Annotated in this window: 18 protein-coding genes; 17 read left to right on the top strand and 1 reads right to left on the bottom strand. The window is 29.4% G+C overall.

The window, feature by feature from the left end:
- Positions 1-51 precede the first annotated feature (51 nt).
- Positions 52-606 (top strand): orotate phosphoribosyltransferase, encoded by a 555-nt coding sequence (pyrE, locus tag ABWP20_RS02435; protein WP_353093379.1) that lies wholly within the window; start codon positions 52-54, stop codon positions 604-606.
- A 495-nt stretch (positions 607-1101) separates the two neighbouring features.
- Here pyrE and ABWP20_RS02440 read toward each other — a convergent pair whose 3' ends face one another.
- Complete coding sequence (locus tag ABWP20_RS02440; protein ID WP_353093381.1) at positions 1102-1359, bottom strand: hypothetical protein; 258 nt, start codon at positions 1357-1359, stop codon at positions 1102-1104.
- Between the two features lie 196 nt (positions 1360-1555).
- On the opposite strand from ABWP20_RS02440, the gene ABWP20_RS02445 reads away from it, so the two are divergent.
- The 16 genes from ABWP20_RS02445 to ABWP20_RS02520 all read left to right on the top strand — a co-directional run bounded on the left by ABWP20_RS02445 (position 1556) and on the right by ABWP20_RS02520 (position 15753).
- Complete coding sequence (locus ABWP20_RS02445) at positions 1556-2158, top strand: hypothetical protein (RefSeq protein ID WP_353093382.1); 603 nt, start codon at positions 1556-1558, stop codon at positions 2156-2158.
- Positions 2127-3425, top strand: a complete 1299-nt coding sequence (locus ABWP20_RS02450) for an NAD(P)H-hydrate dehydratase (protein ID WP_353093384.1) — start codon at positions 2127-2129, stop codon at positions 3423-3425. The genes ABWP20_RS02445 and ABWP20_RS02450 overlap by 32 nt, the downstream gene beginning before the upstream one ends.
- A gap of 14 nt (positions 3426-3439) precedes the next feature.
- Complete coding sequence (locus tag ABWP20_RS02455; protein ID WP_353093386.1) at positions 3440-4057, top strand: LolA family protein; 618 nt, start codon at positions 3440-3442, stop codon at positions 4055-4057.
- 11 nt (positions 4058-4068) lie between these two features.
- Positions 4069-5238 (top strand): alanine racemase, encoded by a 1170-nt coding sequence (gene alr, locus ABWP20_RS02460; RefSeq protein WP_353093388.1) that lies wholly within the window; start codon positions 4069-4071, stop codon positions 5236-5238.
- Positions 5239-5351: 113 nt separating this feature from the next.
- Entirely contained in the window at positions 5352-5633 is a 282-nt protein-coding gene (locus tag ABWP20_RS02465; RefSeq protein WP_353093390.1) for a CopG family ribbon-helix-helix protein, read from the top strand.
- A complete protein-coding gene (locus ABWP20_RS02470; RefSeq protein ID WP_353093392.1) occupies positions 5630-5980 on the top strand; it encodes a type II toxin-antitoxin system PemK/MazF family toxin in 351 nt (116 codons plus the stop codon). The genes ABWP20_RS02465 and ABWP20_RS02470 overlap by 4 nt, the downstream gene beginning before the upstream one ends.
- A 202-nt stretch (positions 5981-6182) precedes the next feature.
- Positions 6183-6656 (top strand): hypothetical protein, encoded by a 474-nt coding sequence (locus ABWP20_RS02475; RefSeq protein WP_353093393.1) that lies wholly within the window; start codon positions 6183-6185, stop codon positions 6654-6656.
- Positions 6657-6727: 71 nt separating this feature from the next.
- Entirely contained in the window at positions 6728-8008 is a 1281-nt protein-coding gene (locus ABWP20_RS02480) for a nucleotide sugar dehydrogenase (RefSeq protein ID WP_353093395.1), read from the top strand.
- A 1-nt stretch (position 8009) separates the two neighbouring features.
- Positions 8010-9260 (top strand): glycosyltransferase, encoded by a 1251-nt coding sequence (locus ABWP20_RS02485; RefSeq protein WP_353093397.1) that lies wholly within the window; start codon positions 8010-8012, stop codon positions 9258-9260.
- Positions 9261-9290: 30 nt separating this feature from the next.
- Positions 9291-9758 (top strand): DUF4330 family protein, encoded by a 468-nt coding sequence (locus ABWP20_RS02490; RefSeq protein WP_353093399.1) that lies wholly within the window; start codon positions 9291-9293, stop codon positions 9756-9758.
- Positions 9758-10252: a DUF4330 domain-containing protein gene (locus ABWP20_RS02495; RefSeq protein ID WP_353093401.1), complete on the top strand. Its 495-nt coding sequence runs from the start codon at positions 9758-9760 to the stop codon at positions 10250-10252. Before ABWP20_RS02490 ends, ABWP20_RS02495 begins: the two co-directional genes overlap by 1 nt.
- Position 10253: 1 nt before the next feature.
- Complete coding sequence (locus tag ABWP20_RS02500) at positions 10254-11834, top strand: O-antigen ligase family protein (protein WP_353093403.1); 1581 nt, start codon at positions 10254-10256, stop codon at positions 11832-11834.
- A complete protein-coding gene (locus tag ABWP20_RS02505; RefSeq protein WP_353093405.1) occupies positions 11835-12956 on the top strand; it encodes a glycosyltransferase family 4 protein in 1122 nt (373 codons plus the stop codon).
- A gap of 54 nt (positions 12957-13010) precedes the next feature.
- Entirely contained in the window at positions 13011-14114 is a 1104-nt protein-coding gene (gene csaB, locus ABWP20_RS02510) for a polysaccharide pyruvyl transferase CsaB (protein ID WP_353093407.1), read from the top strand.
- A gap of 8 nt (positions 14115-14122) precedes the next feature.
- Positions 14123-14878, top strand: coding sequence for a WecB/TagA/CpsF family glycosyltransferase (locus tag ABWP20_RS02515; RefSeq protein ID WP_353093409.1), 756 nt, complete (start codon positions 14123-14125; stop codon positions 14876-14878).
- A 14-nt stretch (positions 14879-14892) separates the two neighbouring features.
- Entirely contained in the window at positions 14893-15753 is an 861-nt protein-coding gene (locus ABWP20_RS02520; protein ID WP_353093411.1) for a YitT family protein, read from the top strand.
- Positions 15754-15761 lie beyond the last annotated feature (8 nt).

Here is a 15761-nt window from a genome sequence, read left to right on the forward strand (position 1 = left end):
CGATTGCCAACTGTTAATCGTTAATTGCCAATTGAAGAAAGGGGTTTTAGTATGATAATCGACTTATTAAAGGAATCAAATGCATTACTTGAAGGCCATTTTTTATTGTCATCAGGGAAACATAGCAATAGATATGTACAATGTGCAAAACTATTACAATACCCAGATAGAGCAGAAAAAGCTATAGCTTATATAGTAGAGAAAGTAAAAGATTTAGATATTGATATAGTTGTAGGTCCTGCTATGGGAGGGATTATTGTAGCTTATGAACTAGGACGTCAATTAGGTAAACCTTCTATATTTACTGAAAGAGAAGAAGGAGAAATGAAACTAAAAAGAGGTTTCCATATTGAAAAAGGACAAAGGGTATTTATTACTGAAGATGTTGTAACTACTGGAAAGTCAGCATATGAAGCCATTAGAGTTGTGGAGGAATATGGTGGAGTAGTAGTTGGTATAGCTTGTATAGTTGATAGGTCCAAAGGAGATATTAGATATCCTGTATATGGTGGCACTAAACTAGAGATAAAAACCTATGATATAGAAGAATGTCCATTATGTAAAGAAGGATTGCCAATAGTAAAACCGGGAAGCAGAAAAATATAGATTTATATCCTTGGTTAAAAGATTCTAATGATTGTCAAAAGAATAATTCTTTTGACAATCATTTTTATTTATTATAAGGATATTGATTTAAAGAACTCAATCTATTTACAAATAAATATTTTGAGGCATACCTAGAAATGGTTTATATTCAATTTGGAGTATTATTGAATAAATCTCTTGTATATTTTTATTCTTTTTTATTTAATTTATTTATAGAGGAATTAACTTTCAAAATTATTATAGTATTTGTAATCAATAATACTAAATTGAGCAATAATAAAATTGTAATTATTACATATGCTGGAATAAACATTTTATCATCTCCACTCTTTTATATTGACTAATATGATAGTAATTTATCAAGTAAAAGTCAATATAATAGATTGATGAATAATTAAATTTAGAAATCATTTATTTTAATGATCCCTTAGATTATAAGCTTAGTATCATTTTTATAAGAAATGATTTCAATGTCTCAAGTATAGGATGATAAACTTAGTCTTTTGTTTCTTTATATAAGTCTGAGCCAATAGTCCTATTTTTATCTTCAATTATACTGTCCAATGACTTCTTCTTAGGATTAGATAAAATATCTTCAGGTATGTTTATAAAGCTACCTCTAGGAGGAAAAGACTCACTATTTGAGTAAAATCCGAAACCATCTGAATCACTCTTTTTATTAGATAAATTAGATTGCTTTTTACTCACATCATCAGTGTAATGCGGCTGATTAAGCTTTTCTTTATGGTTCATATTGTCACCTCCATTTATAATAGTAGTATTCACTATAGAGTTATTTATATTAATGCAAAAAAAGGAAATATAAATTATAATAATTAGTAGAAATGTCTATATTAATCCTTCGTATTAATCTTTTGTAAAGAATGATAAATTATATTATTTGTAAAATTCGAAAAAAATAGTAAAATTATATATAGGGAGTGGTTTAATGTTTAGCAAGGCTATTAATTTAGATGAAAGTATATTAATTAAAAATAGAATATCCTTATTACATAATGATGATTCTTGGAATAAGTTATTTGGAGATGCTAATGATAAGAATATCCAGAATGCTAAAGAAGAACTTATACAACTTGTAAATAAGGAGAGGGAAATAGAAATCAGAAATAGGGAATTGCAAAAAGAAAAAATGAAATGTATGAAAATGATTCTTGGAGTATCTGATTCTATAAATAATGATAATAAAATTGAGAATATAAAGCTTTTAGATGATTATAAAAACTCAATTATTAATATAAATGAAGAATTAGAGGAAATCACATTTCAGCTTGAAACTATACCAAAGGAAATAAGAGAAGTAAATCTTAGGCTCTTAAATGCTACTATTCAATATGGTTATAATGAACTTAAAACCAAAGAGAGAGTTGTTAATGAATCAGTAAGTGAAATAGCAGTTTTAAGACAAAGATTAAAGGAATTAATAAAAACAAAGAATGATTATGAAGAATGGGTAAATGAAGCTTATACTTTTCTTCATGGACTTCTTGGGTCTGAAGTTATTGAGAAAATTGATAGAGAGAGATTTAAATAATATGGTTTATAAAAATAGAGGAAATATAGGAATAGATATTGTAAATGTAAATAGAATAGAAGATATAATCTCAAGAAAAAAAGATAGATTTTATCACAAGATATTTACAATGGAGGAAATAGAGTATATTGTAAGGAATAAGGATAAGGGCACAACTGTAGCGGGGATTTTTGCCGCTAAAGAGGCCATTAGCAAAGTCCTAGGAACTGGAATAGGTATTGTAAAATGGAAAGATATAGAGATACTTCATTATGATAATGGAAAGCCATATGTAAAGCTTATTGGCAGAGGAAATTCAAGATTGAAAGAATTGGGACTTGATGGAATAGAAATATCTATTTCACACGAACAAGAATATGCTATAGCCTTTGCAATGGGATATAAAAGTGATAATATAGATATAAAAATAGATGATTCTATAAAAATATTACTCCCTAAGCGGAAAAAAGACAGTCATAAAGGAACTTATGGTAGAGTGGCTGTTATAGGTGGAAGTAAAGGTATGACAGGGGCTCCTTATTTAACTTCCATGGCAGCCCTAAGAACTGGTTCAGGTCTTGTATATAGTATAGTACCTAAATCTTTAGAGACTATTATGTCTATAAAACTTACAGAAGTCATAGTAAAATCAGTAGAGGATGATAATAAAGGACATTTTACAAAGTCGTCATTAGTTGATGTCCTTAGAGAAATAAAAAATATGAATGTATTAGCCATAGGACCAGGTCTTGGAGTAGACGAAGAAAGAACATATCTAATAGAAGAAATTATAAATAACTATGATGGTCCAATAGTTTTAGACGCAGACGGAATAAATTGCTTATCTTTTAATTCAAATATTTTATGTAATTTAAATCAGACAATTGTTATTACCCCACATCCAGGAGAATTAGCCCAATTTTTAGGTAAGAGCATAAAAGAAATTCAAGAAAATAGAATTTATTATTCTAAATATACTTCTTGTAAATATAATATAGTAGTAGTTCTAAAAGGATATAATACTATAGTTGCAGCACCTAATGGAGAAGTATATATAAATGCAACTGGAAATCAAGGAATGGCTACTGCAGGGTCTGGGGATTTACTAACAGGAATTATAGCTTCTTTTATAGGGCAGGGTATAGAATCGCTTGCCGCAACAAAGCTAGGTGTATTTTGTCATGGGCTAGCAGGAGATTTAGTAAATGCTTATAAAGGAGAGTATGGAATTATCGCTACAGATATATTAGAAAATATCCCCTACAGTATTAAAAAAATTTATGAGTAAAGGTTGGGGTGATATTGAAAAGGCTCCTATTATTTATAGTGATTATTATGCTTGTATTAACATCATGTAATTTTTCTTATAACAAGAAGCTTCCGTATAAAGATAAAAGAGTCTTGTCTAAGATGGAAAAAACTTATGAAAAATATAAAGGATATAAATGTAAAGCTAATGTTAGGATCATTTCAGAAGATACAGAATCAATATATTTAATAGAAGAAACATATAATAAACCTAATAAATATAAATTAGAAATTTTAAAGCCAAAAGAAAGTAAAGGAATAATAATTTTAAATACTGATGATAAGGTTTTTGTTGAACACCCATCTATTAATCAATCCATATCCTTAGTAACCATAAAATCCTTAAATAAACAGATGTTGATGGGAGGATTTTATGAAAATTTGTCTAATGCTAAAACAATGAGCACTGAAAAAGTAAATGGAGAAGAATATCTTGCTTTTGAATATAACCTTGAAGACAAGAATAAATATAGGGACTATGCAAGAATTCTAGTAAAGAAGAAAGGTTTTACTCCATATAGATTAAGCATATTTGGTGAAGACGGAGCATTACAAGTGGAGATTACTTATGAAAACTTTAAGTTTATAAAAAACCTAAAGAAAAAATTATAAGGGGGATTATAATGTATACTTTAGATGAAACAAGACCAGTATGGGCAGAAATTGATTTAGATAATTTAGCTCATAATATTAAGGAAGTAAGAAAGCATACAGACAGGAAGGCATTAGTTACTGCAGTAGTTAAAGCTGATGGCTATGGTCATGGTTCTGTAAATATTTCAAGAACTTTTTTGGATAATGGGGCAGATAGATTAGCAGTAGCTGTTTTATCAGAAGCTATAGAACTGCGAAAAGCAAATATAAATGTACCCATTTTAATATTAGGTTATACCCCACCAACCCAATATGAGAAATTATTGGAATATGATATTATTCAAGCTATATATAATTATGAAGATGCTAAGATATTATCTAATAAAGCAGTAGAATTAAATAAGAAAGCTGCTATTCATATTAAAATTGATAGTGGAATGGGTAGAATTGGTTTTCTTCCTACAGAGAGTTCCATAAAAGATATAATAAATATATCTAATCTTCCTAATATTTATATAGAAGGGATCTTTACTCATTTTGCAAAAGCAGATGAAACAAATAAATCTCATGCAGAAGGACAATTTGAAAAATACATGAAAGTTGTAAATGATTTAAAGGAGCAAGGATTAAATATACCAATAAGGCATGTATGTAATAGTGCAGGGATTATTGATATACCAAGGTTTAATCTAGATATGGTTAGGGCAGGAATAATGCTTTATGGTTTCTATCCTTCAGATGAAGTGAAAAAAGAAATTGAATTAAAACCAGCAATGACTTTAAAAGCTAAGATATCACATTTAAAAGTAGTACCTAAAGGAACTGGGATTAGCTATGGTCAAATATTTGTTACGGAAAAAGAATCAAAAATAGCAACTATTCCAATAGGATATGCAGATGGATTTACAAGAATTTTAACTGGAAAAGCGGAAGTTTATATAAAGGGAAAAAGGGCGAAAATAGTTGGTAAAATCTGTATGGATCAATGTATGATAGATGTTACTCATATAGATGATGTGAAATTAGGAGATGAAGTAGTTATATTTGGGCATGCATCAGGTTATCCTACTGCTGATGAATTAGCTTTAAAACTTGGCACAATAAATTATGAAATTGTATGTATGGTAGGTCGACGGGTTCCTAGGGTATATATATCAAATGGAAACATAGTAAACATAAAAGATTATCTATTGGAATAAGGTAAATACAATAGATTGATGAATAGTTGACATAGGCAATATAAAACATATATAATTAATTTAGACTATTTTTATATATTTTATCTAAGACGTTTTGTATGGGAGGTGTCTTTATGGCTGAGACTAGAAGGATAACTGTTAGTTTACCTAATAGCCTCCTTGAAGAAGTTGATGTGATGGTTCCTATGGAGTATAAAAACCGTTCTGATTTTATAGCAGAGGCCATGAAAGTTTTTATTAGTGAGAAAAAGAAATTAAATATTATTGAACAATTAAAGGAAGGATATAAAGAGATGAGTCAAATTAATTTAGTCCTTGCTGAAATGGGGTTAGAGCAAGACAATGTTGATCTAGCTATATATGAGGCAAGTCTTAAGAGGCAGGCGATGTTATGATAGTAAAACGAGGAGATATATATTATGCTGATTTAAGTCCTGTTATAGGATCTGAACAGGGGGGAGTAAGGCCTGTACTTGTTATTCAAAATGATATTGGAAACAAATATAGTCCTACCATCATTATTGCTGCAATTACTTCTCAGATAAATAAGGCGAAGTTGCCTACACATGTGGAAATAAATGCTCCAGAATACGGACTACCTAAGGATTCAGTAGTCCTTCTGGAGCAAATAAGAACCATAGATAAAAAAAGACTTCGTGAACGAATAGGAAGATTTAGTGATGAAATGATGGTTAATGTAGATGAATGTTTAAAAATAAGTCTAGGGCTAATAGAATTATAATAAATACATACATATTAAAAAAATAAGCATTACTTAATGCTTATTTTTTTATTGGTTTTGTAGTATAATTAAATCAATTGACAAAAAACAATTAACAAAGAACAATTTTGTCAATTAATAAATAAAAAGGAATTATGAATTGGTTTTATAAGTTTTCATTGTTAATTATTGACTTTACACTGTAGAAATGGGGGTAACACATATGAAGAGTAAAATTAAGAGAATAGGAATTGGACTAGGAGCATTAGTTATATTACTTGGAGCGACAACAGTATTTTCTGAACCAGGATCTGAATCAGACCCATTAGTGACTCTTAGCTATGTTGAGAAAAAAATAGAGCAGTTGAAATATTATGTTGATGAAAAACTAGGAAGTAAAGGGAATGAAAATCAAAATATAGGTTCATGGACAGTGGTTGAAGTTTCAGCAGGGAAGTCTCTAATTTGTAAAGATGGTACAGAAATCATATTAAGATCAGGAGATGCTAGAGCCATAGCGGTAGTAAATAATGGAATAATGAATGGATTAACAGATGTTACTGCTGGAAAGGATTTGGTAATGGAAGAAAATATAAAAGCAAATCATTTACTTATAATTCCTAGAGATGATGGAAGAGGTGCTAGAGCATTAACAAATAGTTTTTTCCTTGTAAAAGGAAATTATGAAATACGATAGATAAATATTTTAGTTGATATTATATACTATAAAGGCTAAGATGTAATATAAGTTGAAATGGAGGAAAAGTTATGGAATCAATAAAAGAAAAGAAAATAACCATAATAGGATTAGGCTATATAGGTTTACCTACTGCTGCCATATTTGCTGAATCAGGTATGGAAGTATTAGGTTATGATATTAATGAAAAAATAATAAATGCTTTAAATCAAGGAAAGATTATAATCGAAGAACCAGGCCTTGAGGATTTAGTTAAAGAAGTCGTAGATAATGGAAAGCTAAAAGGTATTAATAAATTAGAAGAATCTGATGCATTTATTATTTCAGTCCCAACACCAATTAATAAAGATAAAACTGCTAATATGGACTATGTTAGAAATGCAGCAGAATCTATAGTTCCAGTACTTAGAAAGGGAAATATTGTAGTTTTAGAATCTACTTCACCACCAGAATCCACTGAAAAAATAATAGTACCTATACTTAAAAAATCAGGACTTGATATAGGTAAAGAAGTTTATGTTGCTCATTCACCAGAAAGGGTTTTACCAGGTAAGATAATTCAAGAATTAATTGGAAGTGATAGAATTATTGGTGGAATTAATGAAGAATCTGCAGAATTGGTTAAAGAATTATATAGTGTTTTTGTTAAGGGTGAAATTTTTACAACAGATTCTACGACAGCAGAAATGTGTAAACTTATGGAAAATACCTATAGGGATGTTAATATTGCATTGGCAAATGAAATTGCTATAACTTGTGAAGAAATGGAAATAAATGCATGGGATGTTATAAAATTAGCCAATAGACATCCTAGAGTTAATCTTCATCAACCAGGTCCAGGGGTAGGCGGACATTGTTTAGCAGTAGACCCTTGGTTTGTTGTAGAAAGACAAAGTAAGGGAAATATTATTAAACTTGCTAGACAGACAAATGATAGTATGCCAAAGCATATATTAGATAAATTAATGCAGATGTTTCCAGATGGAAATGCTAAAATAGCCATATTAGGTCTAACATATAAGCCAAATATAGATGATATGAGAGAAAGTCCAATAGTAAATTTAGTAAATTTATTAAGGGAAAATACTAAATTCACTTTATCATTACATGATCCTCATGCATGTAAAGATAATCTTAAAATAGGTAATCTAATGGTAGATTCCTTATATGATGCTGTAAATAATGCAGATTTAATGATTTTAGCAGTAAATCATGATGAATATAAGAATATAGATTTTGAAAAAGCTGCTGTCTTAATGAAAGAAAAGCATATTTATGACACTAGGAATTTCCTTGATGAAGCTTTCCTTAGAAGTCTAGGCTTTAAGATTACATTATTAGGTAGGGATTAATATGGAAAAAGTATTGATTATTGCCAATGAGTTTCCGCCAATGGGGGGAGCAGGCGTTCAAAGGACTACAAAATTTGTTAAGTATCTGCCTAAGTTTGGATTCCAGCCAATAGTTGTTACTAAGGAACATGTGGCAAGTTTAACAGATACAACCTTATTAGAAGATTTACCAAAAAATCTAAATGTATATAGATTAAAGCCTTATGATACTGTAAATAAGAAGGGGATACTAGGATTACCATTTAAGTTCTTAGGTACTAGAGTATTATCGCCAGACTCAGAGTATTTTTGGTATTATTTTAATAGGGATAAAGTAGTTGACATAATTAAGAAGAAAAATATAAATATTATTTATACTACTTCCTTTCCTTATAGTTCTCATTTAATGGGACTATATATAAAAAGATTACTTCCTGATATCAGATGGATAACAGATTTTAGAGATGAATGGACAAACAATCCTTACCATTTAGATAGTTGGCATAAAAGAGTAAAATTAAAATTTGAAAAGGAGAAAGAATTGGAAGTCACTAGTGAATGTGATTTTCTAATTACCAATACTCCTTTTATGTTAGAGAATTTCATTAAAGATAATCCATCTTTAATAGGACGTTCTACTTATATACCAAATGGATATGATGAAGAGGATTTTATTGAACTTAATGATGTAAGAGATGGTGGAGATAAATTTGTTATAACATATACAGGATCCCTTTATGGCAGACGAAATCTGATTGAATTCTTAGATGGTCTGAAGATAGCTGTAGATAATAATAAAATTGATAAAAATAAATTAGAAATAAGAGTAGTTGGTAATATATATCAAGAAGTTTTAAATGAATATGCTGAAAAATATGATTTAGTAGATAATATGAAGTCATTTGGATATTTGCCACATAGGGAAAGTATACAGATGCTATATAATTCAGATATTTTACTATTGGTAATAGGTAAGGGGAAGGGATCTAAGAACTTCTATACTGGAAAGATATTTGAATATATCAAAGTAAATAGACCTATTTTGGCTATTGTTCCAGAAGATGGAGCTGCTGCACAAGTAATCAATGAAACCAATACAGGAACAGTAGTAGACCCAGAAGATATAAATGGAGTTAGTATAGCATTAGAGAAGTATTATAGAAATTGGATGGAAGGTAAATTAGATCATAAGCCAAAATGGGACAAGATTCAAATATATAGTAGGGAAGCTCAAGCTAAAAGATTATCTGAGATATTAAAAGGCAACAAATAAATTTAGTAATAGTTTAGGAAGGTGAAATTTGTGAAAAAAAGATGGAATTGGATAGATACGACTATAACGATTATTATATTGTTGGCAGTTGTAGTATTCCTAAATAGAGGCAAATTAATAAAAAAGTCTAAGGAAGTTGTAACCGCAGGTGGAAAAAACATAGTAATAACTGCTGAAGCCAGTGAATTAACTGAAGAAATGGTAACAGATTTAAAAGTAGGAGATCAAATTTTTTCTCAAAATAATCTTCAAAAAGGATTTGTTGAAGAAATAAATGTCAATCCTAAAATACAATCTGTTGTAGGGGAAGACGGCAAGATTACTACTTATGAGGATGCAGAAGAAATAACAGTGATAGTGAAAGTTAAAGCTGAAGTTGCTTCATCTGGTCCTTACATGGACTTAGGCGGTCAAGAAATAAAAGTAGGACTTCCTATAATATTAAAGACAACTACAGTTGAATTTCCTGGTACTATAAAGCATATAGAGGTGAAATAATGAAACTAATAGATGAAAAGGGTAGAATTTTTGGTAAAATAAATATTTTGGATTTTATAGCTATGGTTTTAGCCGTATTTTTAATATTTTTATCGGCTTTAAAAGTATTAAATAAAGACCTTGCAGACTTATCTGTAAAAGATGAAATAGTTAATGTAGAAGTAGAGGCAACTATTGTAATAGATAAAGGATATCTTGACACAATAAAGGTTGGGGACCAACTAGGTGAGATGAAACACTATTTAGATGCTTATGTAGAAGAAGTTGAGATATTGCCTGTAGAGGTGACAAATTTAGATAAAAATGGTAATGTGGTTACATCCATTGATCCAATGATGGAAAAGGCTAGAGTTAAATTTAAAGCAACTACTCCATATAAAAATTATAGCTATAAATTTGGAAAACAGGAATTAAGACAAGGGAAAACAATCTTTATAGAGTCTGATTTATATAGATTAAAAGCCCAAATAGTAAGTTTAAAGGTAGTGGATTAATATGGATATAAGAAAAGCTATTAGGGTAAGTTTTATTTTTAACTTAATACTTAGTCTTAAAAGACTATCAGATAATAGTTTTTTATTTAGGCTGCAAAGTAAAACTAATAATAAGGGAAAGCATAGACAAGAAGAATATAAAACTTGGATGGATATTAGTTTTATTTATATGTTTTTTATGAACTTAGATAAAAAACTTATGAATATGGAAGAATCTATATTTAATTCCCTAATGACTAGTTGGATTTTAAGTCCCTTTATGAAATTCAAAACAAGGAAAATGCCTGTAGAAAGACCTATTAGGGATAGCAGTTATTTATATAAAATAATCAGGAAGATAAAGGGAAATGGTTCGTGGTTAGATTTATTAATATTTATCCCAGCATCTTATTTTGTGTTGGACTTTATAATAAGGAGAACTAGAGGATTAGCAGTTCTAGGTTCCATATGGGATGAATTAGCATTGATTATTTTAACCTTATATATAATCACGAAGAGAATATTATCTGGTGGAAAAATCAAACATAATTTTACCCCAATGGGATTACCAGCAACTATATATATAATTATGGGAATTTGTCATGTACTTATAATTGCTCCTAATTTAGGTATAGCAATAGAAGGATTTAGGGCGGTTTTTCAACATATTCTTTGGTATTTTATTGCTACACAATTTATTAGAAGCATTGAAGATTCAGAGAGGGTAATAAATTTAATGCTTTCCATAGGATTGTTTATGGGAGTTCATGCTGTATATCAATATATAGCAAGAGTTCCTATGCCAGGCAACTGGGTAGATACAACTGAAAATATTAAAACTAGAGCCTTCTCTATAGTTGGTAGCCCTAATATACTAGGAGTTATTTTTGTATTGTTTATACCTATTGCAATTTCAATGTTTATTACTCATAAAAATAAATATATGAAAATGTTTTACCTATGTGCAAGTGGATTTATGACATTAGGATTACTTCTTACGCTTTCAAGAGGTGCATGGTTAGCTTTTGCTTTAGCGATGTTTATCTTTATTATTTCTTTAAATCCAAGGTTGATAGTTCCATTTATGGCGTTTGTAGGTATATTCATTTTATTTGGTGGTTCATTAAGTCAAAGACTGTTATTTATGCTTTCACCAGTATATCTAGTAAAATCTGCTGCTGGAGGTAGATTATATAGATGGGATATAGGACTTAAGATGTGGCGTAGAAATAGATTATTCGGTGTTGGATTAGGAAGATTTGGTGGAGCTGTGGCAATTAATAATCAGTTAGCACCTTTTTATTTAGATAATTATTATTTAAAAACATTAACTGAAATGGGAATATACGGTATAGTAGGATTGGCATTTGTTGTCATATGTTTTATTATTTTTTCAATAAAGATAATAAGATATCAAGATGATATTAGAAAAAGAATAGTGGCTATTGGACTGTTTTCAGGAGCAATAGGAGTATTAGCACAAAACTTTGTTGAAAATATATTTGAAGTACCAGCTATGATTATATATTTTTGGATTGTTATTGCATTAATAAATGCCTTCGCACCAAAGCGGGAGACAATCAATAGAAAGGGGGGCCATTAAATGAAAGTACTTCATCTAATAAGTGGTGGAGATACAGGTGGAGCTAAAACCCATATAATCTCACTTATAAAGGGGATTAACAAATTAATAGATGCGAAAATCGTATGTTTTATTGAGGATACTTTTTACTATGATGCCAAAGATGCAGGTATAGACATTGAAGTATTTAAACAAAAGAATAGATCTGATATGTCAGTAGTTCGTAGACTTAAAGAGGAAATTGAAAATGGTAAATATGATTTAGTTCATTGTCATGGTGCTAGGGCTAACTTTATTGCCATGTTTCTAAAGAATAAAGTAAATAGACCTTTTATTACTACTGTTCATAGTGATTATAAATTAGATTTTAAGGATAATTTCTATAAGAAGCTGGTATTTACAACATTGAATATAATTGCGTTGAAAAAATTTGAATATTATATTGCTATTTCAGATACATTTAAAGAAATGTTAGTAGATAGAGGATTTAGAAGGGATAAAATATTTACTGTATATAATGGAATTGATATGGAACAAAACCTAAAATATGTATCTAAAGATGAGTTCTTTAAAAGATATAAAATCAACTATGAAGGGAAAGTTATAGTTGGGATTGCAGCTAGACTAGATCAAGTAAAAAATCATGAAACCTTTATAAAGTCAGCAGATATTATATTAAACCAACGAAAGGATATAATATTTTTGATAGCAGGGGAAGGTAATGAAAGAAAAAAATTAGAATCTCTAGTCGAAGAATTAAATCTAGGAGAGTATATTCATTTTTTAGGATATGTAAAGGATCCATTTTCATTTTTTAATGCAATAGATATAAATACTTTAACTTCCATAAGTGAAAGTTTCCCCTATGCTATATTAGAGGGAGCTATAATGAAAAAGCCTATTATATCCACAAATGTAGGTGGATTAAGTAAATTAATAGAAGATGATAAAAACGGATACTTAATTGAAGTTGGAGATATTAAAGCTTTAGCCAATAAGATAGATGTCTTAGCCTCTAATAAGCCTAAGATTGAAGAGATGGGTGAAAGGCTATATAAAAAAGTTGAGGAAAACTATTCCTCTGATGCAATGGCTAGAAAGCATGTTGAAATTTATAAAGAAATATTAGGTAATATAAAATGAACTTTATAGTGTTTTTATTTGGAACAGATAGTTTTTGGGAAAAGGAGAATTTTTATGGGATTTAAAAACTCAATTCTTATATCGGGATATTATGGATTTGATAATAGCGGTGATGATGCTATTTTAAAAGCCATGGTAAAAGATATTAAAGAGTATAATAAAGAAATAAATATAACTGTGCTTTCCAAAAACCCCCTAAAGACTGAGAAAATGTATTCGGTAAATGCTATTAATAGGTTTAAATTTAAAGAAGTATTTATATCCATGAAAAATTCATCTTTATTTCTTTCAGGAGGAGGCTCACTACTGCAAGATGTAACAAGTACCCGTTCATTACTATATTATTTAGCTTTAATGAAAATAGCAAAACTATATAATAAACCTGTAATGATATATGCCAATGGCATTGGTCCTATTAGAAAGAAATTAAATAGATTTTTGACAAGAAAGATACTAAATAAAGTGGATTTAATAACTCTTAGAGACGAGGATTCCAAAGATTTTATATATGACCTAGGAGTTAAAAATAAAAATATAATTGTAACAGCAGATCCTGTTTTTACTTTAGAGCCATCATCAGAGGAACGAGTAAAAGAGATATTTAAAAACGAGAAAATACCTACTAATAGAAAACTTATAGGTATTTCAGTTAGACGATGGAAAAATGCTGAGAATTTAACTACGATTTTATCAGATACCATAAGACATATAATAGGAGAGTATGATGTAGATGTAGTTATGATACCAATGCATTATCCAGAGGATTTGGAAATAAGTCTTGAAATTAAGCAAATGGTCAATAAAGAAAATTGTCATGTAATATCAGAAAAATATAATGTTGAAGAAATAATGGGTATAATCAAAGAGATGGAGATTATTGTAGCTATGAGACTCCATTCATTGATTTATGCCGCTACTCAAGAAGTTCCTATGGTAGGTCTATCTTATGATCCTAAAGTAGATGGAATCTTGCGTTCCATTGGAATGGATTATATTTGTGATGTAAATGCTTTAGTTTATAATGATTTATTAGAAAAAATAAATTATGTATGGAATAATAGAATAGAGATTAGAGAGCTATTAATAGATCAAGATAAGGAATTAAAAAATAAAGCTTTATCTAATGTAACTATGGCATTAGATTTATTAAAGGAGTAGATTATTAAATGGATAGCATAGAAATATTTGGAGTAAAAATACATAATATAACATTTGATGAGGCTACTAAAGAAATAGAGAGTTATCTAAAGGGTGATAAACTAAAATCTATTTATACTCCAAATACTGAGATTGTTATGGGAGCCAAAGATGATAGAAGCTTTAAAGAACTAATAAACAGAGGTGATTTAATAACAGCAGATGGCATAGGTTTAATTTATGCCTCTAGAATTAAGAGAAAGCCTTTAAAGGAAAGGGTCACAGGATATTATATGTCTCTTAAGCTTCTTGATATAGCTAATGAACATAATTATAGCCTGTATTTATTAGGAGGAAAGGATGGAGTTGCTAAATTAGCGGCAGAAAACATAAAAAAAACCTATCCAAATATTAGAATAGCAGGTTATCATCATGGATATTTTAAGGGCAGTCAAAATGGATATAAAAATCATGAAGAAGAAATTAAGATTATTAATGATATAAATTCTTCCAATCCAGATATAATTTTTGTTGGGCTAGGATTTCCTAAACAAGAAACTTGGATAGATTCAAATAAGGAGAATATAGTAGGAAAGGTTATAATAGGTAATGGAGGTGTAATGGATATCCTGTCAGGAAATACTAAGAGTGCACCTAAGATATTTGAAAAGTTAGGCTTGGAATGGTTTTATAGATTAATTAAAGAACCTTCTAGAATTAAAAGACAAATAGTATTGCCTAAATTTATGCTTAAGGTATTATTTTCTAAGGATGTAGTCAAATAAGGAAGGGGAATCTTATGGGGAATAATGAAAAATGGTATAAGATAGTATATAGCTATATTTTAATGGGCATTGGCGTATTGTTAATGTCTATATCTTTAGGTTATTTTCTTGCACCAAATACCATAGCACCTGGTGGAGTTACAGGACTTGCTGTAGTTATTAAAAAAATATTTAAAATACCAATATATATTACAAACTTAGCATTGAATATTCCATTATTTGCTTTTGGTGCAAAGACTTTAGGCAAAAACGCAGCTATAAAAACTTTATATGCAACTATATTGTTATCTTTATTTTTAAAGATTTTACCTCCACTAGTATTAACCCATGATTTATTATTATCTGCCATATTTGGGGGAGTATTAAGTGGCATAGGTCTAGGAATAGTATTTAAGTTTGGAGGGACTACAGGAGGAACTGATTTAGCAGGTGCTATATTGAATAATAAGTTTCCTAATTTAAGCATAACTACATTTATGACAATGATTGATTTATTTGTAGTTGTACTTGCAGGAGTAGTGGAAAAGAAGATTGAGACTTCGCTATATTCAATTATTGCTATGTTTGTTATAATGAAAGTAATAGACATGATTTTAGAGGGAATTGGATATCAAAAAGGATTTTTTATTATTTCTGATAATCCTGATGCCATAAGTGAAAAACTTATGATAGAAATAGGCAGAGGAGTAACTTTACTAAAAGGTAAAGGAATGTACTCTAGGAAAGATAAGGATGTTCTTTTATGTGTAGTATCTAGGGCACAATTTGCTATGGTTAAGGATATAGTAAAGGAAATTGATCCCCATGCTTTTGTTATGGTATCTGAAATGTCTGAAGTATTAGGTGAAGGATTTACCTATGAAATAAAACAGTAGGAGGTATA

This window comes from Tissierella praeacuta (assembly GCF_040396155.1).
GTDB lineage: Bacteria > Bacillota > Clostridia > Tissierellales > Tissierellaceae > Tissierella > Tissierella praeacuta_A.

Excerpts from the sequence above, each read along its gene's own strand:
- ABWP20_RS02500 (WP_353093403.1), top strand. The coding sequence starts at position 10,254 with ATGGATATAAGAAAAGCTATTAGGGTAAGTTTTATTTTTAACTTAATA.
- ABWP20_RS02440 (WP_353093381.1), bottom strand. The coding sequence starts at position 1,359 with ATGAACCATAAAGAAAAGCTTAATCAGCCGCATTACACTGATGATGTG.
- ABWP20_RS02445 (WP_353093382.1), top strand. The coding sequence starts at position 1,556 with ATGTTTAGCAAGGCTATTAATTTAGATGAAAGTATATTAATTAAAAAT.
- ABWP20_RS02495 (WP_353093401.1), top strand. The coding sequence starts at position 9,758 with ATGAAACTAATAGATGAAAAGGGTAGAATTTTTGGTAAAATAAATATT.
- ABWP20_RS02475 (WP_353093393.1), top strand. The coding sequence starts at position 6,183 with ATGAAGAGTAAAATTAAGAGAATAGGAATTGGACTAGGAGCATTAGTT.
- ABWP20_RS02485 (WP_353093397.1), top strand. The coding sequence starts at position 8,010 with ATGGAAAAAGTATTGATTATTGCCAATGAGTTTCCGCCAATGGGGGGA.
- ABWP20_RS02505 (WP_353093405.1), top strand. The coding sequence starts at position 11,835 with ATGAAAGTACTTCATCTAATAAGTGGTGGAGATACAGGTGGAGCTAAA.
- alr (WP_353093388.1), top strand. The coding sequence starts at position 4,069 with ATGTATACTTTAGATGAAACAAGACCAGTATGGGCAGAAATTGATTTA.
- ABWP20_RS02470 (WP_353093392.1), top strand. The coding sequence starts at position 5,630 with ATGATAGTAAAACGAGGAGATATATATTATGCTGATTTAAGTCCTGTT.
- ABWP20_RS02520 (WP_353093411.1), top strand. The coding sequence starts at position 14,893 with ATGGGGAATAATGAAAAATGGTATAAGATAGTATATAGCTATATTTTA.
- pyrE (WP_353093379.1), top strand. The coding sequence starts at position 52 with ATGATAATCGACTTATTAAAGGAATCAAATGCATTACTTGAAGGCCAT.
- ABWP20_RS02480 (WP_353093395.1), top strand. The coding sequence starts at position 6,728 with ATGGAATCAATAAAAGAAAAGAAAATAACCATAATAGGATTAGGCTAT.
- ABWP20_RS02515 (WP_353093409.1), top strand. The coding sequence starts at position 14,123 with ATGGATAGCATAGAAATATTTGGAGTAAAAATACATAATATAACATTT.
- ABWP20_RS02465 (WP_353093390.1), top strand. The coding sequence starts at position 5,352 with ATGGCTGAGACTAGAAGGATAACTGTTAGTTTACCTAATAGCCTCCTT.
- csaB (WP_353093407.1), top strand. The coding sequence starts at position 13,011 with ATGGGATTTAAAAACTCAATTCTTATATCGGGATATTATGGATTTGAT.